This window comes from Cellulosimicrobium cellulans (genome assembly GCF_007679345.1).
In the GTDB taxonomy this organism is placed as follows: Bacteria; Actinomycetota; Actinomycetes; order Actinomycetales; family Cellulomonadaceae; genus Cellulomonas; species Cellulomonas cellulans_A.
This window is the reverse complement of the sequence record NZ_VEGH01000008.1, coordinates 175,127-192,913: the sequence shown is the minus strand read 5'-3', so window position 1 is coordinate 192,913 and position 17,787 is coordinate 175,127. Positions and strand designations below refer to the sequence as shown.

At 77.9% G+C, this 17,787-nt stretch carries 12 protein-coding genes; 6 read left to right on the top strand and 6 right to left on the bottom strand.

Going from position 1 to position 17,787, the window contains the following annotated elements:
* Nucleotides 1–153 precede the first annotated feature (153 nt).
* Nucleotides 154–1,083: an SDR family oxidoreductase gene (locus FS882_RS12690; RefSeq protein WP_158373412.1), complete on the top strand. Its 930-nt coding sequence runs from the start codon at nt 154–156 to the stop codon at nt 1,081–1,083.
* 20 nt (nt 1,084–1,103) lie between these two features.
* Here the strand turns inward: FS882_RS12690 and gtfA are convergent, their stop codons facing one another.
* The 4 genes from gtfA to FS882_RS12670 are packed head-to-tail and all read right to left on the bottom strand — an operon-like array spanning nt 1,104 to nt 5,885.
* A complete protein-coding gene (gtfA, locus tag FS882_RS12685) occupies nt 1,104–2,639 on the bottom strand; it encodes a sucrose phosphorylase (protein WP_158373411.1) in 1,536 nt (511 codons plus the stop codon).
* Complete coding sequence (locus FS882_RS12680; protein WP_222848208.1) at nt 2,636–3,364, bottom strand: aspartate/glutamate racemase family protein; 729 nt, start codon at nt 3,362–3,364, stop codon at nt 2,636–2,638. The genes gtfA and FS882_RS12680 overlap by 4 nt, the downstream gene beginning before the upstream one ends.
* Nucleotides 3,361–4,245 (bottom strand): hypothetical protein, encoded by an 885-nt coding sequence (locus tag FS882_RS12675; protein ID WP_262348276.1) that lies wholly within the window; start codon nt 4,243–4,245, stop codon nt 3,361–3,363. The genes FS882_RS12680 and FS882_RS12675 overlap by 4 nt, the downstream gene beginning before the upstream one ends.
* Nucleotides 4,242–5,885: an FGGY-family carbohydrate kinase gene (locus FS882_RS12670; protein WP_262348275.1), complete on the bottom strand. Its 1,644-nt coding sequence runs from the start codon at nt 5,883–5,885 to the stop codon at nt 4,242–4,244. Before FS882_RS12670 ends, FS882_RS12675 begins: the two co-directional genes overlap by 4 nt.
* 77 nt (nt 5,886–5,962) lie before the next feature.
* Here FS882_RS12670 and FS882_RS12665 point away from each other — a divergent pair, with 77 nt between their 5' ends.
* From FS882_RS12665 to FS882_RS12655, 3 genes are all read left to right on the top strand, one after another.
* Nucleotides 5,963–6,748, top strand: a complete 786-nt coding sequence (locus tag FS882_RS12665; protein WP_158373409.1) for a DeoR/GlpR family DNA-binding transcription regulator — start codon at nt 5,963–5,965, stop codon at nt 6,746–6,748.
* Nucleotides 6,745–8,055, top strand: coding sequence for a 3-oxo-tetronate kinase (gene otnK, locus FS882_RS12660; RefSeq protein ID WP_158373408.1), 1,311 nt, complete (start codon nt 6,745–6,747; stop codon nt 8,053–8,055). Before FS882_RS12665 ends, otnK begins: the two co-directional genes overlap by 4 nt.
* Nucleotides 8,056–8,150: 95 nt before the next feature.
* The gene (locus FS882_RS12655; RefSeq protein WP_158373407.1) at nt 8,151–8,870 is read left to right on the top strand and encodes a class II aldolase/adducin family protein; all 720 of its coding nucleotides are present in this window, start codon (nt 8,151–8,153) and stop codon (nt 8,868–8,870) included.
* 153 nt (nt 8,871–9,023) lie between these two features.
* On the opposite strand, the gene FS882_RS21020 is transcribed toward FS882_RS12655, so the two are convergent.
* A complete protein-coding gene (locus FS882_RS21020; RefSeq protein WP_187365282.1) occupies nt 9,024–9,269 on the bottom strand; it encodes an STAS domain-containing protein in 246 nt (81 codons plus the stop codon).
* Nucleotides 9,270–9,526: 257 nt separating this feature from the next.
* Between FS882_RS21020 and FS882_RS12645 the strand changes: the two genes are divergently transcribed.
* Nucleotides 9,527–12,556 (top strand): alpha-mannosidase, encoded by a 3,030-nt coding sequence (locus FS882_RS12645; protein ID WP_158373405.1) that lies wholly within the window; start codon nt 9,527–9,529, stop codon nt 12,554–12,556.
* 173 nt (nt 12,557–12,729) lie between these two features.
* Here the strand turns inward: FS882_RS12645 and FS882_RS12640 are convergent, their stop codons facing one another.
* Nucleotides 12,730–14,709 carry a protein O-GlcNAcase gene (locus tag FS882_RS12640; protein ID WP_262348274.1) on the bottom strand — a complete coding sequence of 660 codons (1,980 nt, stop codon included), beginning with the start codon at nt 14,707–14,709 and terminating at the stop codon, nt 12,730–12,732.
* 261 nt (nt 14,710–14,970) lie between these two features.
* Here FS882_RS12640 and FS882_RS12635 point away from each other — a divergent pair, with 261 nt between their 5' ends.
* Nucleotides 14,971–17,751 carry a glycoside hydrolase family 38 C-terminal domain-containing protein gene (locus tag FS882_RS12635; protein WP_262348273.1) on the top strand — a complete coding sequence of 927 codons (2,781 nt, stop codon included), beginning with the start codon at nt 14,971–14,973 and terminating at the stop codon, nt 17,749–17,751.
* Nucleotides 17,752–17,787: the final 36 nt, after the last annotated feature.

The window sequence follows — 17,787 nt, the reverse complement described above, 5'->3', positions numbered from 1 at the left end:
GCCGGCGCGTCCGCCCGGCCCCGCCGTCGTTCCTACCCCGCCCGGCGCCCCGGAGCCACGGCCCGGCGATCCGTGGATGAGCGCGCCCTGGATCCGCCCCGCGCCCGCGGCGACGGTGGGGGCACCACCACCGCCGCACCCCGAGGAGCCACCGTGTCCCGCTTCGACCTCACCGTCCCCGACCAGTCCGGTCGCCGCGCCGTCGTCACCGGCGGCAGCGACGGCATCGGGCTCGGCATCGCCACCCGCCTGGCCGCCGCCGGCGCCGAGGTCGTGCTGCCGGTCCGCAACCCCCGCAAGGGCGAGGCCGCCCTCGCCGCGATCCGCGCGGCAGCCCCGGACGCCGACGTGTCCCTGCGCGCCCTCGACCTGTCCTCGCTCGACTCGGTCGCCGCGCTCGGTCGCGCGCTGCTCGACGAGGACCGCCCCGTGCACGTGCTGGTCGGCAACGCCGGCGTGATGAACCCGCCCGGCCGGCACACCACCGCCGACGGCTTCGAGCTGCAGCTCGGCACCAACCACCTCGGCCACGCCGCGCTGCTGCTGCACCTGCTGCCGCTGCTCCGCGCCGGGCGGGCGCGGGTGGTGTCGCAGATCAGCATCGCCGCCGCGCGCGGCACCGTGCACTGGGACGACCTGAGCTGGGAGCGGTCGTACGACGGGATGGCGGCCTACCGGTCGTCGAAGATCGCGTACGGGCTGTTCGGGCTGGAGCTGGCCCGGCGGAGCGAGGCCGCGGGCTGGGGGATCACCAGCGTGCTGTCCCACCCCGGGGTCGCGCCGACGAGCCTGCTCGCCGCGCGCCCCGAGGTCGGGCGGGCGGACGACACCCGCGAGGTGCGGCTGATCCGCCGGCTGTCGGCCTGGGGCATCACCGGGACGCCGACGTCCGCCGGGCTGCCGGCGCTGCACGCGGCGACGTCGCCGGACGTCGAGGGCGGGCGGCTGTACGGGCCGGGCGGCCTCGGGCACCTCGCGGGCGCCCCGGCCGAGCAGCGGCTGTACCGGTCGCTGCGGAGCCCGGACGAGGCCCGCCGGGTCTGGGCGGAGACGGAGCGGCTGGTCGGGGTGCGGGTGGCGTGACCGGGCGCCGGGGCCGGCCGTCAGCCCGGTCCCGGTCCCCGCCCGGGCTCGTCCTCCGCGAGCGCCGCCAGGTCCGCGGCCGTCGCATACCGCGCGGCGCCCTCGGGCCCGCCGGCCACCTCGATCGCGAACGCCGGCGCGCCCGGCGTCAGGTCCACCGTCAGCAGCGCCGTCGCGCCCGCGCCGTCGTCCCAGCCGAGCACCAGCCGGCCCGTCCCGTCCTCGCGCGCGGCGAACTCCCCGTCGAACGCCGCGTGGTGCGTGCGCAGCGCGACCAGCCCGAGCTGCGCCCGGGTGACCTCGCCGTCGAGCGCCGCGGCCACCTCAGCCGCGTCGTACACGTGCCGGTTCACCTCCCGGCCCTGCCCGGTGCGGGCGAACCGCTCCATGTCGTCCGTCCCGGCCAGGAGCCCGACGTAGTAGATCTGCGGCCGCCCCGGCACGAACAGCTGCACCGCCCGGGCGAGCAGGTACGCGACCGGGTCCTCGCCGAGCACCGAGAAGAACGTCGCGTTGATCTGGTGCGGCATGGCGGCCCACGCGGGGGTGGTGGACGCGAGCGCGGACCGCCCGGCGGTCCGGCGCTCCGCCTCCGCGAACACGCCCGCCATCTCCTCGGCCGACAGCAGGCCGGGCCGGTCGCCGGCCGGTCCCGCGTCGATGACGCCGATGCCGTCGTGGGTGTCGAGCACGGTGATGGCGTTGCGCGGCCGGATCTCCAGCCAGTGCGCCAGCCGGGCCGTGTCCCCCGTCGCCAGGCCGTGCAGCAGCAGCGGCGGCAGTGCGAAGTCGTAGACCAGGTCCACCAGCGGGGCGATGGCCGCCTGCTGGGTGTGGTGGGCGTGCACCTCGACCAGCACCCGCAGCCCCTCGGCGTGCGCCAGCGCAGTGATCTCGTCGACGAACTCCAGCGTCTGCGGCGTCATGAACGAGTCGGTGCCCGGCGTCTTCACCGCGTAGCCGACCGCGTCGAGCCGGACCGTCGACACCCCGCCGTCGGCGAGCGCGCGCAGCGTGCGGCGGAGGTACTCGCGGGCGGCGGGGTGCCGGACGTCGAGGTCGACCTGGGTCGGCATGAACGTCGTCCACACCAGCCGCCGGGTGCCGTCGGCCCGCTGGTACGGGGTGAACGGCAGCCCGAGCCGCGGCCGGTAGAAGGCGGTGATCTCGCGCTCGCCGGCGCCGTCCGGGAACACGGTGTCGTAGGTGAGGAACATGCCGTCGGCCGGCGACGCCTCGCCCCGCGCGAGCCAGTCGCGGAACTCCGCCGAGTCCGCCGACACGTGGTTGACGATCAGGTCCGCCGTGACGTGCACCCCGTCGGCGGCGAGCGCCCGCACGTCGTCCCAGGTGCCCAGACGCGGGTCGACGGCGTTGTGGTCCACCGGGTCGAACCCGGCGTCGTCGCCGTCGAACGGCACGAAGAACGGCAGCAGGTGCACGCCGCGGAACACCGCCAGCGGCCCGTCCCGGAGCAGCGCGCGCACACCCGCGAGGTCGCCGCCGAGCCGCTCGGTGTAGGCCAGCAGGTGCACCCCGTGGTCGCCGGCGGTCATCGCGCACCCCCGCCGGCCCCGAGGGCCTCGACCAGAGCCGCCACCCCGCCCGCGGGCGAGGTCAGCACCGGGACCGCGACGTCCGCGCGCGCCGCGGCGCCGGCCATCGACGCCTGCGCGAGCACCACGGCGTCCGCGCCGGCGGCCGCCTCCGCGACCGCCCGGGCCACCAGGTCGTCCGCCCGGTCGCCGTCCCCGGCGTCCCGCGCGGCGGCGGCCCCGTCGACCACCCGGGCGTCGACCTGCACGTCCGCGCCGGCGGCACGCGCGGCACGCTCCACCAGCCGGCCGGTCGGGCCGAGCGTCGAGGCGAGCGTCGCGAGCACGGCGACCCGGCCCCGCGCACCGGGCGCGGCCGCGCGGGCGACGGCCTCGCGGGCCATCGCCGCGTCCACCCGCAGCACCGGCACGTCCACCTGCGCCGCGGCGGCCTCGGCAGCCTCGCCGATCGACGAGCAGGTCACCAGGACCGCGGAGGCGCCCGCGGCGGCGAGGTGCCGCACGTGGGCGAGCACGGCCGCCTCGACCTCGGGGGTCACGCCGGTGGCGACCGCGGTGGCGAGCAGCCACGCGTCGACCACGTGCACCCGGCGCGATCCCGGGGCGGTGGCGTCCAGGTCGGCGTCGAACCTCGCCGCGAGGGCGGGGACGGTGTGCAGCAGACCCGCGGTGCCGGCCGCCCCGGACCCCGCGGCCGGGACCCCCGTGGGGCCCTCGGCCGTCACGCCGCGGTCCACGGCCGGGCCTCCGCGTCGACCAGCTCCACCAGCCGCTCCAGCCGGGGCACCGACACCTCGGCGAGCGCGCTCGGCACGTCCGGGCGACCGACGACGTCGCTCCACAGCGCCCGGCCGGCCAGGAACCCGCTCGCGCCGCCCCGGCACGCCGCGCGCACCGCACCGGCGAAGTCGTCGCGGTCCACGCCCTGCGACAGCACGACCCACGGCCCGGTGATGGACTCCCCCAGCGTCGCGCACGCCCGCTCGAGCTCCGCGGGCTCCGCGCGGCCGCCCAGCGGGACCTGCACCTTGTACAGGCTCGGGCCGAGCGGCGACAGCTCCCGGGCGGCCTCGGCGATCGCCGCCTCGGTGTCCCAGGTGCCCGCGGCGGTCTCCTCCGGCGTCGCCCGCACGACGGGCTCCAGCACGGACAGCACCCCGCGGGCCGCGGCGACCTCGACGAACCGGCGGGCGAGCTCGACCCGCTGCTCGCGGCGGGCGTCGCGGCGCCAGATGACCAGCAGCTTGATCGCCACGGCGCCGTGCAGGTCGGATTCGGGGGCGACGACCACCTCGTCCAGCCCCGTCTCCTCGACCGGGCCGCCCGCCTCCTGCTCCAGCGCGTCGGCGGCGAGGATCAACCCGCAGGACGACGGCAGCAGCGGGGCCGCGCGCTCGACGCCGAGCTCGCGGTCGATCAGGAAGCCCGAGGCCAGCGGGCTCAGCGCCCGGGCGACGTCGAGCTTGAACGCGACCAGGCGCTCGTCCTCGACCCGGCCGGCTCCGGCCTGGTCGAACATCGTGCGCAGGCTCTCGCGCTGGTCCATCGCGACCATCGCGAGCGCGCCGGACGGGCGGGCGATGGCGTCGAGGGTCGGTGCGGTCACGGGTGGCCTCCTGAGGTCGGGTACGGCGGGTCGTCGGGGGCGGCGGTGTCGGGGGCGGCGGTGTCGGCGGTGTCGGGGGCGGCCGCGGCGCGGGCGGCGCGGACGAACCGGGTGAGCGCGGCGTCGGTGCCGGGGCGCGGGGCCGGCACCGGGCGGCCGTCGGGCAGCCCGTCGATCGCCGGGAGCACCGGCGGGTCGTCGGGCTCGAGCAGCCCGGCACGGTGCAGGGCGAGCAGCGCCGCCCCGGCGGCGACCGGTTCCGCGCAGTCGACCAGCCGCACGGGCACGGGGCCGGCCTCGGCCTTGGCGCGCATCCACGCGGTGTTCCGGGAGGCGGGCCCGCCCAGCACGACCAGGCGCTCCGGCCGCAGCGCCGGGTCGGCGGCCGCGCCCAGCCGGAGCTGCACGTCGAGCATCCAGCGCGCCTGCAGGGCGAGGCCCTCGAGCATCGCCGCCGCGAGCACCACCGGGCCGTGGGCGGCGCGGTGGAGCACGCGCGCCCGGGCCGCCGGGTCGGGCTCCGGGGTCTGCCGGCCCGAGACGTACGGGAGGACGAGAGGCGCGGCGGGGTCGGCGGGGTCGGGCCGGTCGGGCGGGGGGAGCGCGGCGGCCGCTGCGAACAGGTCGTCGGCCGTCCACCCCGCGGCCTCGTGCTCCAGCCACCAGCGGACCATCGCCCCGGCGCTCGACGACCCGGCGAGCAGCGCCGGGAGACCCGCGACGGTCCGGACCAGGCTCATCCCCGCGCGGGCGACGTCGGCCCGCGCGGGGTCGGCGGACAGCACCGTGCACACGGCCTCGGCGGTGCCGATCGAGTCCGCCGTCGTGCCCGGCGCGCGCACCCCCGCGGCCCACGCGCCGACCGCGTGGTCGTGGCCCGCCACGACCACGGGCGTGCCGGCCCGGAGCCCGGCGGCGACCCACGACCCCGGCCGCACGGCGCCCGCCACCTCCCCGGGCCCGGCCACCCGCGGCAGGTGCTCCGGGCGCAGGCCGACCTCGGCGAGCAGGTCGGCGTCGAACGCCGTCGGCAACCCCGCACCCGAGGGCGGCAACCGGTAGGCCATCGACCGGCCCGCGAGCGTGTGGTCGGTGACGAGGTCGCCGGTGAGGCGGAGCGCCGCGAGGTCCGCGACCCCCGCCCACCGGGCCAGCGCGGCGCGTCGGCCGGGGTCGTGCGCGGCGAGCCAGGCGAGCGTCGCGAGCGGCACCTTCGCGCTCGGCCGGACGCCGGTCGCCTCGAACAGCGCCGTGGCGCCGAGCCGGTCGGCGAGCGCCGCCGCCTCGGCCGCGGCGCGCTGGCCGTCCCAGCGGAGCCAGGGACCGAGCGGGCGGCCTCCCGCGTCGAGCGGGACGCCGGTCTCGGCCATCGAGGCGACGCCGACGGCCTGCGGCACGAGCGCAGGGCCGGACCCGGCGCCGGCGGTGGGCGCGCCGCCTGCGGACCGTCGGGCCGTGGCGAGCGCGCGCACCGTCAGCTCGCGGAGCACGCGGTCGAGCGCGGCGGGCTCGGGCGTCGGCGCGGCCGCGACGGCGAGCAGCTCGACGGCCCCGTCGGCGGCCGACTCCGGCGCGGCGACGAGCGCGACCTTCGTGTTCGTGGTCCCGACGTCGATGCCGAGACCGACCAGGCGGCTCACATCCGCCAGTGTGTTCGACGTCGAACACATCGGTCAACCGTGTGCGGTCGTTGACATCCGCGCGGGGCGACCGTTGGATGGCGACCGTGCGCTACTCCGACGCCCCCCGCCGCCGGGACGAGCTGCTGCGCCGGCTCGACGAGTCCGGCTACGTCTCGTCCAGCACCGCCGCGGCCGAGCTCGGCGTCTCGGAGATGACCATCCGCCGCGACCTCGGCCAGCTCGCCGCCGAGGGCCGGGTGCGCCGGGTCGTCGGGGGCGCGTCGCTGGTCGACGGCAGCGCCGCCCCGCCGTTCGAGCTGCGGCGGACCGAGGCGGCCCGGGAGAAGGACGCCGTCGCCCGCGCCGCCCTGCCGCTGCTCGACGACGCGGGGGTGGTGGCGCTCGACGCCGGCACGACGGTGGCGACGCTCGCCCGGCGGCTGCCGCAGGGGCTGACGGTCGTCACGCACTCGGTGCCCGTCATCACGGCCTGCACCGGCCGGGACGACCTGGAGGTCGTGGCGCTCGGCGGCACGTACCACCGCGCCACCCGGTCGTTCGCCGGGCCGGCCACCCGCGCGGGCCTCGCCGACCTGGCCGTGGACGTCGCCGTGCTGTCCGCCACCGCCGCCGGGCCGGGCGGGGTGTACTCCGCCGACCCGTGGGACGCCGACACCAAGCGCGCGATGGCGGCGATCGCCGAGCGGGTGGTGCTGCTCCTCGACCACCGGAAGCTCGCGGCGCGGGCCCCGATGCGCGTCCTGGGGGTCGAGGACGCGCACGCCGTGGTGGTCGACGACGGGGCGACGGCGGACCAGCTCGCGATGCTCCGGGAGCGGTGCGAGCGCGTGGTGGTCGCGGACACCGGGTCGGCGTCGTGACGGCGGGGCCGCGGCTCGGCGTCGTGGCCGACGACGTGACCGGCGCGTGCGACCTCGCCGACGCCGTCCGGGACGCGGGCGGGTCGGCCGTCGTGGTGCTGGGCGTCCCCGGACCCTCGACGACGCTGCCGGCCTGCGACGCCGCGGTGGTGGCGCTCCGCACCCGCACCGCACCGGTCGAGCAGGCGGTCGCCGAGTCCGTGGCGGCGGCGTCGTGGCTGCTCGCCCGGGGTGCCGCCGCGATCTACCAGAAGTACTGCTCGACGTTCGACTCCACCGACGAGGGCACGATCGGCCCGGTGGCGGACGCCCTGCTCGACCTGGTCGGGCCGGGCGCGGTGTCCGTCGGCACGCCCGCGACGCCGCGCGCCGGGCGGACCCAGTACCAGGGGCACCTGTTCGTCGGCGACCGGCTGCTGTCGGAGTCGTCGCTGCGGCACCACCCGCTCACGCCGATGACCGACCCGGATCTGGTGCGGGTGCTGGGACGGCAGACCGCGCGCCGCGTGGGGCTGCTGACGTGGGGCGGGCTGCGCGGGCCGGAGCCGGCCGCGGCGCTGGCGCGCGTCGTCGGCGACGGGGCCGTGCACGTCCTGGCGGACGCGCTGACCGACGAGGACCTGGACACGCTGGCCGGGGTCGTCGGGGCGGGCGTCGTCGGCACCGCCGGGCCCGGCGCCGCGGGGCGGCCGGTGCTGCTCGGCGGCGCCGCGGGCCTCGCGGGGGCGCTGGCGCGATCCTGGCCCCACGACCCCGCCGACGCGGGCGCGCCCGCCGGCACCCGGACCACCCGCGGCCGGGCGCTCGTCGTCTCCGGCTCGTGCTCGGCCCGCACGCTCGAGCAGGTGGCTCTCTTCCCCGGCCCCCGGGTCGAGCTCGACGCCGACGCCCTGGTCGCGGACCCGGAGGGCGCGCTGGAGGCGGTGCTCGCCGGCCTGGCCGCCGCGTACGCCGACGGCGACGACCCGGTGCTGGTGTCGTCGTCCGCCGACCCCGACGCGGTCCGGCGCACCCAGGAGCGGCTCGGCGTCTCCCGCGCCGCCGAGACGCTGGAGCGCGCCGCGGGAGAGGTCGCCGCCCGGGCCGTCCGGGACCTGGGCGTGGGGCGGCTGCTGGTCGCGGGCGGTGAGACGTCGGGCGCGGTCGCCGCGGCGCTCGGGCTCGGGGTACTGCGGGTCGGGCCCGCGGCGGCGCCCGGCGTGCCGTGGATGGTGCCCGTCGACGGCCCCGCGGTGGCGGTGCTGCTGAAGTCGGGCAACTTCGGCGGCCCGGACCTGTTCACGACGGCGTGGGAGGCGTGCCCGTGACCGGCGGGCCGCGTCGGACGGCCGCGGACCCGGGGGCCACGGGCGCGGCCCCGCGAGCGGCGGGCGCGGGCCCGGGCGCCACGGCACCGGGTCCGGTGGGGGCGCCGCCGGACCGGGCGACCGTCGACGCGGCGCGGGACGCGCTGGTCGCGGCGTGCCGGCACCTCGCCGGGCGCGGCCTGTCGCCGGGCGGGTCCGGCAACGTGAGCGTCCGGGTCGGGCCGCTGCTGCTCATCACGCCGACCGGGTCGAGCCTGTCCCGCGTCGAGGCCCACGACCTCGCGGTCGCGCCGCTCGACCCCGACGCCCCGGTCGCCCCGGTCGCGGATGCCGCCGCCCCGGGCAGCGCGACCACGGGCGCCGTCGCCCCCGGCGCCCCGGCCCCGTCCAAGGAGCTGCCGCTGCACCGCGCCGTCTACGCCGCCCGCCCCGACGCCGCCGCCGTCGTGCACCTGCACTCCCCCGCCGCCGTCGCCGCGTCCTGCCTGGAGCCCGCCGCCCTGCCCCCGGAGACCGCGACCGGCCCGCTGCCGGCGGTGACCCCGTACCAGGTGATGCGGCTCGGCGACCTGCCGGTGGCGCCGTTCGCGCTGCCCGGGTCGACGGCGCTCGCCGAGGGCGTGGCGGCGCTGGCGGCCACGGCACCGGCGATCCTGCTGGCGAACCACGGCTCGCTCGTCGCGGGGACGCACCTGACCGGCGCGCTCGACCTCGCCGAGGAGCTGGAGGCCGCGGCCCAGGTGGTGCTGCTCCTCGCCGGGGTGCCGCACCGCCGCCTGACGGCCGCCCAGGTCGCGGCGCTCCGCGCCCGCTGACCACCCGCACCCCGCCGCCCCACCCGCGCTCGACCCGCGACACCCCACCCGCGCCTCCGCCGAGGATGCACTTCGTCGCGGGGTTCGACCCGCTCGAACCCCGCGAGAGGTGCGCTCTCGGCGAGAGGAGCGGGCGGGCGGCGGCGCGGGGGGTCAGGCCGGGAGGCGCACCTGGCCGCCGAACTCGCGGCAGTGCCGCTCGACCGCCTCGAGCGTGCGCCGGCCGGCGTCGTCGACGACGCGCACGGCGGTCGCGTCCACGGTCAGCTCCTCGCCGGCCGAGCCGAGCAGGCACTGCAGCGCCTCGCGCAGCGCGGACGCGGTGTGCACGTCGAGGTCGCCCCGCACCTCGATCACCGACGGCTGCGCCGGCTGACCCAGATCGATCGTCACGTCCACGGCCGCACCTCCGGACTTCCGTCGCGGGCGCCGCTGCTGCACCCCGCGCTGCGAGGGTAGAAGCGGTTCTCCGTCCCCGCGCGGGGAAGTGGTTCTCGGCGGCCGTCCCACATCCGGGCGCACCCCTGGTGTGCGAAGTTGCACATCCCGTAGTGTGGCAACGTTCCTACATCCGTCCGGCGTCGCACGGAGTCCGCCCGCGGTCCGACCACGGCCGCGGCGCAACGGGACCCGCGCGGCACCTCCTGAGGAGAGCCGTGCACCGCACCCTGTCCGACCTGACCGCCCGCATCGACCGCACGCTCAAGGACCGGGTGCTGCCGGTCGTCCACACGCACCGTGTCCCGCTCGACGTCACGGTCGCCCACCTGCCCGGCGAGCCCCTGCCGTTCGCCGAGGCCGTCGCGCTGCCGTTCACGCCCACCACCGTCGGCGAGCCCTGGGGCCGCGCCTGGTCCACCAGCTGGTTCCGCCTGCGCGGCGTCGTCCCGCCGGAGATGGCCGGCCGGCGGGTCGAGGTGCTCGTCGACCTCGGCTTCCGCACCGGCGGCCCCGGCTTCGAGGCCGAGGGGCTCGTCTACACGCCGGACGGCGTGCCGCTGAAGGGCATCGAGCCGCGCAACCTCTACGTCCCGGTGGCCGACCCCGCGCGCGGCGGCGAGCCGATCGACCTCTACGTCGAGGCCGCCGCCAACCCGTCGATCGGCGGCTCCCCCACCACCGACCTCGGCGACCTGGACACCGTCCCGGACGTGCTGCTCTACCGGCTCGCCCGCGCCGAGGTCGCGGTCCTGGAGGAGGAGGTGCAGGCCCTGGCTCTCGACGTGCAGGTGCTGCACGAGCTCGCCCTGCAGCTCGGCGTGAACGACCCGCGCCGCGAGCGCATCCGCACCGGGCTGGAGCGGGCCGTCGACGCGCTGGACGTCCGCGACGTCCCCGGGACGGCCGCGGCCGCCCGTGCCGAGCTGGCCGCGCTGCTGGCGGCGCCCGCCGTGCCGAGTGCGCACCGGGTCTCCGCCGTCGGCCACGCGCACATCGACTCCGCGTGGATGTGGCCCGTGCGGGAGACGATCCGCAAGTGCGCGCGCACGTTCTCGAACGTCGCCGCGCTCGCCGACGCCTACCCCGACCTGCGGTTCGCCTGCTCCTCCGCGCAGCAGTACGCCTGGGTGCAGGAGCACCACCCGCACGTGTTCGCCCGGATCGAGGAGAAGGTCGCGTCCGGCCAGTTCGTGCCCGTCGGCGGCATGTGGGTCGAGTCCGACACCAACCTGCCCGGAGGCGAGGCGCTCGCCCGCCAGCTGGTCCAGGGCCGGCGGTACTTCGCGCGCGAGCTCGGTGTCGAGGAGCAGCCCGAGGTCTGGCTGCCCGACTCCTTCGGCTACACCGGGGCGTTCCCGCAGCTCGCCCGCCTGGCCGGGGCCCGGTGGTTCCTGTCGCAGAAGATGTCCTGGAACACCACCAACCGGTTCCCGCACCACACGTTCTGGTGGGAGGGCATCGACGGGTCGCGGGTGTTCACGCACTTCCCGCCGGCCGACACCTACGGGGCCAAGCTCTCGGGCGAGCAGCTCGCCTACGGGGTGGCCAACTTCGCCGACGCCGGCCCCGCCAACCGCAGCCTGCTGCCGTTCGGGTACGGCGACGGGGGCGGCGGCCCGACCCGCGAGATGATGGAGACCGCGCACCGGGTCGCCGACCTGGAGGGCTCGCCGCGGGTGGTCGTCGAGACGCCGGCCGAGTTCTTCGCGGGCGCCGAGGCCGAGTACCCGCAGGCGCCGGTGTGGTCCGGGGAGATGTACCTGGAGTTCCACCGCGGCACGTACACCAGCCAGCTCGCGATGAAGCAGGGCAACCGGCGCACCGAGCACCTGCTGCGCGAGGCCGAGCTGTGGGCCGCGACCGCCGCCGTCCGCGCCGGGGCCGACTACCCGTACGAGCACCTGGACCGGCTGTGGCAGGACACCCTGCTGCTGCAGTTCCACGACATCCTGCCCGGCAGCAGCATCGCCTGGGTGCACCGCGAGGCCCGGGACACCTACCGGCGCCTGGCGGGCGAGCTCGAGGCGCTGGTGGCGGGGTCGCTGGCGGCGGCGGCGGGGACCGGGGACGTGGAGGTGCTGGCGAACGCGGCACCGCACGACCAGGACGGGGTGCCGGCACTCGCGGCCGGGACCCCGGCGGCGCCCGGCCGGCCGGTGACGGTGACCCGCGACGGCGACGCGGTGGTGCTCGACAACGGGCTGCTGCGGGTGCGGGTCGACGCGGACGGCACCATCGGGTCGGTGCGGGACCTCGTCGCCGACCGTGAGGTGCTGGCGCCCGGCGCCGCCGCGAACGTGCTCCAGCTGCACCCCGACCAGCCCGTCCGGTTCGACGCCTGGGACGTGGACGAGTTCTACCGGCACCGGGTCCGCGAGCTCCGGGGCGTGTCGGCGCTGACCGTCGACCAGGCGGATCCCGCACGAGCCGAGGTCCGGGTGACCCGGCACGACGGCGACTCGGCGTACGTGCAGACGATCGCGCTGGCCGCGGGAGAGCGCCGGGTCGACCTTGCCCTCGACGTCGACTGGCACGAGCGCGAGACCCTGCTCAAGGCGGCGTTCCCGCTGGCGGTGCACGCGGAGCGGTCGACGGCCGAGACCCAGTTCGGTCACGTGCACCGGGCCACGCACACCAACACGTCGTGGGACGCCGCCCGGTTCGAGATCTGCGCCCACCGGTGGCTGCACGTCGCCGAGCCGGGCTACGGCGTGGCCGTGGTGAACGACTCGACGTACGGCCACGACGTCGGCCGCCCCGGCCCCGGCGACGCGCGCGGCGCCGGGGCGACCACCGTGCGGCTGTCGCTCGTCCGGGCGCCGCGGTACCCCGACCCCGACACCGACCAGGGCCGGCACACGATGCGGTACGCGCTGGTGCCGGGCGCGGGGATCGACGAGGCCGTGCGCGAGGGGTACCGGATCAACCTGGCGCCACGCCGGGTGCGGGGCGCCGGGGCGGTCGAGCCGCTGGTCACGGTCGAGGGCGCGGTCGTGGAGGCCGTGAAGCTCGCCGACGACCGGTCGGGGGACGTGGTCGTGCGGCTGTACGAGGCGCGCGGCGGGCGGAGCCGGGCGGTGGTGCGCCCCGGGTTCGCCTGCGCCGGGGCGTCCGTGCGGGACCTGCTCGAGCGGGAGGACCCGGAGGTGGCGGCGCTGGCCCCGCTGTCCGACGCCGGCGACGGCGCGGTGGCGCTGGACCTCGGCCCGTTCCAGGTGGTGACCCTCCGCCTGACCCGCGCCTGACCCGGGCTGCCGGGCACCCTCTCGCCGAGCGCGGGAGTTCCCGCCGAGCGCGGTGGTTCCACGTACCGCGCTCGGCGGGAAGCACCGCGCTCGGCGCCGCGGAGTCGCTCGGCGCCGCGGAGTCGCTCGGCGCCGCGGAGTCGCTCGGCCGCGCCCGGCGCCGTTCGGGCGGGTCAGGGCGCGGGAACCGCGGCGACGGTCCGGGCCGGGAGCAGGAGACGCGCCAGCGCCCCGTCCAGCACCGCCCGACCGTCGTCGGTGAGCAGCCAGCGCGCCGCGCCGTCGCCCGTCAGGAACGCGACCGTCCGCGCGGCCGGCGCCGGGGCGCCTGTGGTGAGCGGCGTGCCCGCCGGCACCTCGACGAGCACCGGGTGGGGCTCCGGCTCCGGGGCGCGGGCCAGCACGCGGGCCCCCGGGACCGGCTCGCACCAGGTCAGCCGCCCGGGGCCGCGGTGCACCACCAGCTCGCGGGCGCTGTCGTGGCCGTCCGCACGCACCAGCCGGTCGCGGTCGAGCAGGACCCCGGAGGTCGTCGCGACGCCCAGCGTCACCAGCCGACCCCAGGCGAGCACAGGCACGGCGGCCCCGGCCAGGGCCGCGGCGGCCGCCGGCGGGGCGTGCGGGGTGAGCACGACCAGGTCGACGTGCGGGTGGCCTTCGGGCGGCCAGGTGGACGCCACCCGCACGTCGAGACCGCGGGTCCGCAGCCAGCCGGCGGTCGCCTCGTCGCCCGCCGACGGCGCCGTGCCGGTCACCAGCACCGCCCGACGCCCCGGTCCGACGACGCCCGTCCCCGCGGCGTCCGGCTCCCGACCGGCCAGCGCGGCCCGGACGAACCGCGCCACGTCCGCGCGCAGCACGTCGGGGAAGTCGGTCTCCACCACGTCGAGCGCGGCCCCTGCCGCACCGACGTCGCCCGCCCCGCGCAGCAGCGCGCACGCCGCGAGACCCGCGGCCCCGGCGTGCGCGGCGGCGTCGAGCCACGGCCGCAGCGCCTCGACCAGGGCCCCGGCCTCGTCGCCCTGCGTCCCGTCGAGGGCATCCCCGTCGCCCCGCACCCCGTCGAGCGCACTCCCCGCGCCCCGCACCCCGTCGACGGCGGCCCCGGCGCACCCGGCGAGCGCGCGCATCCGACCCTCGACCTCCGCCAGCGCCCCCGCATCCCCGGCGAGCGCCGCCCGCATCGCCCGCGCCAGCCCCGGGTCCCGCGGCGCGTCGGGCGGCCACGCCGCGCACGCGCGTGCCAGCGGCCCGACGACGCCCGCGTGCCGCCCCGCCACGGAGGCCAGCGCCTCGGCCGCCGACCGCTCGGGGTCGTACGCCGCCGGGTCCCGCGCCCACGCGCCGACCGTCGCCAGCGGCAGCCGGGACGGCAGCGCCTCGATCATCGCGTTCGCGACCACCCCGTCGAGCGGCAGCCCGTCGACGTCGTCCGGCCGGCCCGTGAGCGGCCCGAGGAACAGCCGGGTCCGGTCGAAGTCGTTGACCGGGAAGTTGTCCCACAGCACGACCCGCCGGCCGAACGCCGCGGCCGCGGCCAGCACGTCGTCCCGGGTGACCTCGCCGACGACGATGTCGCGGCCGGTCCACAGCACGCGCGCGTCGGCGGGGAGCGCCCCCGCGAGGGCGTCGCGGTACGGCGAGCGCCCGCACCCGGCGTAGTCGGTGGGGCACACGGTCATCGGGGCGGAGATCCCGTGCGGCAGCAGGAACGCCTCCCGGAACCGGGCGGCCGCCTCGCCGTGCGCGCGCCCGCTGCCGGCCTGGCCCGGGCCGTAGGCGGCGACGTCCTCGGCGTGCGGCAGGTCGTACGGCACGTCGTCGAACAGCAGCCACACGTCGCGGACCCCCGCGGCGCGCACCTGCTCGGCCTTGGCCGCGAGCGCCACGTGCTCGGCGTCGTCGGAGTACCGCATCGACAGGCCGGGGGCGACCGACCAGACGAACGCCACCCCCGCGGCGGCTGCGCGCGCGGCGAGCTCGCCCAGCCGCGCGAGCTCGCCGGCGGGGTACGGGTCGCGCCAGCGCTCGCGGTGCCACGGGTCGTCCTTGGGCGCGTAGAGGTAGGTGTCGAGGCCGAGGGCGGGGGCGGCGTCGAGCAGGGCGAGCCGCTCGTCGTGCCGCCACGACGGCCCGTAGAACCCCTCGACCACCCCGGCGGACAGCCGCGCCCGGGGGCGCGCACCAGGGCCCCCGGCGGCCGGACGGACGGGTTCGTGCGGTCGACGTCGACTCGGCATGCACCCAGCCCACCAGCGCACTCGCGACGTTGTCAATCACCGCACAGATGTGCGACCACGGACGTCGTGAGCCCCTCCCCGACGGCACCGGGCCCGGTCGCGCCCCTCGATATGGGATCGATTGCAGCGTACGATCGACACCGACCACCCGCGCGACGACGCACGAGGAGCACGATGAGCCGGCCACGCCAGACCACGGGCGCGCCCCTGTCCAACGCACCGGCGGGCACCCAGCCCCGGGACCTGCCGCCCACCCCCCGCCCGCACGCGACGCCGGACCGGACCATCCACATGATCGGGAACTCGCACATCGACCCCGTCTGGCTCTGGCCGTGGCAGGAGGGTTACGCCGAGGCGCGTGCCACGTTCTGGTCGGCGATCCACCGCATGGACGAGTACCCCGACTTCGTGTTCACCTGCGACCAGATGGTGCTGCTGTCCTGGGTCGAGGAGCAGGACCCGGAGCTGTTCGCCCGGATCACCGAGCGGGTCGCCGAGGGCCGGTGGGTCAACGTCGGCGGCTGGTGGGTCGAGCCGGACTGCAACATGCCGATGGGCGAGTCGTTCGCGCGGCAGGGGTTGTACGGCCAGCGCTACCTGATCTCCCGGTTCGGGAAGCCGGCCACGGTCGGCATGAACGCCGACCCGTTCGGGCACAGCGCCAGCCTGCCGACGGTGCTCCGCGGGCACGGCCTCGACTCGTACCTGTTCCTGCGCCCCGGCCCGCACGAGAGCGCCCTCGACGACACCCTGTTCCGCTGGCAGGCGCCCGACGGCAGCCGCGTCCTGGCCTACCGCATCCCGTTCGAGTACTGCTCCCCCGCCGGCTCCGTCGACGGCCAGGTCGACAAGGCGCTCGGCGCCCTGGACCGCTCGCTCGGCGACGTCATGGTGCTGTACGGGGTCGGCAACCACGGCGGCGGCCCGACGATCGCCAACATCGAGTCGATCCACCGCTACGACCGGATGGGCTCGTTCGGCCGGCTGCGGATGTCCTCCCCGCGCGAGTACCTGGACGGCGTGCAGGCCCGCGGCGAGGAGTTCCTCGACGGCCTGACGACCTGGACCGACGACCTGCAGCACCACGCGCCCGGGTGCTACTCGGCGCACTCCGGCATCAAGGCCTGGCAGCGCCGCGCGCAGTACGCCCTGCTGTCCGCCGAGCGCTGGGCCGCGGTCACGGCCGCGCACGACGGGACCCCGTACCCGCGGGAGGACCTGGAGCGCGCGTGGAAGCAGGTGCTGTTCAACCAGTTCCACGACGTGCTGCCGGGCTCCGCGATCGAGCACGCCTACGACGACGCGCGCGACCAGCTCGGCGAGGCGGTGGCGATCGCCAAGCGGATCATCGTCCGGGCGCACAACACGATCGCGCGGCAGGTCGACATCCCGCTCGACACCGCCACCCAGCCGGTGCTGGTGTTCAACCCGCACCCGTGGCCGGTGACGACGGACGTCGAGCTGCACTACGGCTCGCACCCCGGCGCCGTGCACGTGGTCGACGGCGAGGGGCGCGCGGTCGTCTCCCAGCCGACCCAGTCCCGCGCGGCGACCAACCAGACCGGCCGGGGCGCCCTGGTGTTCCGCGCCGAGGTGCCCGCGCTGGGCTACCGCCTCTACCGGGTGCGCATGGCGGCCGAGCCGCGGGTCCCCGAGTGGAGCGCCGGCGCGCCCGGCCGGCTGTCGGCCGGCGAGACGGTGCTGGAGAACGACCTCGTCCGCATCGAGCTCGACCCGGCGACCGGCTGGATCCGCTCGTACCTGGACAAGCGCACCGGGCTGGACGTGCTCCGCGGGGTCGACGGCAGCCAGCACACCCAGGTGTGCGACGACCCGACCGACACCTGGGGCCACCGCGTCGTGTCCTACGCGTGGGCCGGCGACAGCATGAAGCTCGCCCGGATCGTCGTCCGGGAGTCCGGCCCGCTGCGCGCCCGCGTGCGCGTCGAGCGCGAGTGGGGCGCGTCGACGATGACCGAGGAGCTGCTGCTCGACCACGACTCGGCCGTGCTGCGCGTCGACGTCACGCTGGACTGGCGGGAGCGCGCGCACCTGCTCAAGCTCCGGTTCCCCACGGCGCTCACCGACCCGCGGGCGACCTACCAGATCCCGTACGCCGAGCTCGAGCGCCCCGTCGACGGCGCCGAGGAGCCCGGCCAGGGCTGGGTCGACCTCACCGGCACGCTCGACGGACGGCCGGCGGGCCTGACGCTCGTCACGACGAACAAGCACGGGTACGACGTGTCGCCGGGCGCGGAGCCGAGCATCGGGGTCACCGCGGTGCGCAGCCCGGTCTACGCCTGGCACGACCCGCGGCTGCTCGACGGCGACGACGTGTACGCCTACCAGGACCAGGGCGTCCAGCGGTTCTCGTACGAGCTCGTCGTGCACGACGGCGACCGGCACGCGGCCGACCCCGGCCGCCGCGCCGCCCTGCTCGGGTCGCCGGTGCGGGCCATGCTCGAGTCGTTCCACGCGGGGTCGCTGCCGGACACGGGGTCGTTCGCGACCGACGGCGGCGGGGCGGTGTCGATCACGGCGCTCAAGGGCTCCGAGGACGCCGTCGACGCGCCCGGCGGGGCCGACCTGGTGGTCCGGGCCGTCGAGACGCGCGGCGAGCCGGGGACGGCGCGGATCGCGCTGCCCGTCGTGGGGCGGACGATCGAGGCGGAGTTCGGGGCGTTCCAGCTGCGGACGTTCCGCGTGCCGGCCGACCCGGACGCGCCGATGGTGGAGGTCGACCTGGTCGAGCGACCGCTGGCGGACACCGGGGACGACGTCCGGGTGGAGGCGACGGCACCGGCGGAGCGGCTCGAGCCGGCGGCCGTCCCCGGCGGGTCGCCGGCGGACGACCACGCGGCGACCGACGCGCTCACCGCGACGGAGGCGTCGGCCCCGGACGCGACCGGTCGCCCGCGCCCGGCGGAGGCACCGTCGGCCGACGACCCGCTCTGACCGCACCCACGACGAGGGCGCCACCCGGCTCGGGTG

Coding starts and splice junctions, on each gene's coding strand:
- gtfA (WP_158373411.1), bottom strand. CDS start 2,639: ATGACCGCCGGCGACCACGGGGTGCACCTGCTGGCCTACACCGAGCGG.
- FS882_RS12665 (WP_158373409.1), top strand. CDS start 5,963: ATGGCGACCGTGCGCTACTCCGACGCCCCCCGCCGCCGGGACGAGCTG.
- FS882_RS12635 (WP_262348273.1), top strand. CDS start 14,971: ATGAGCCGGCCACGCCAGACCACGGGCGCGCCCCTGTCCAACGCACCG.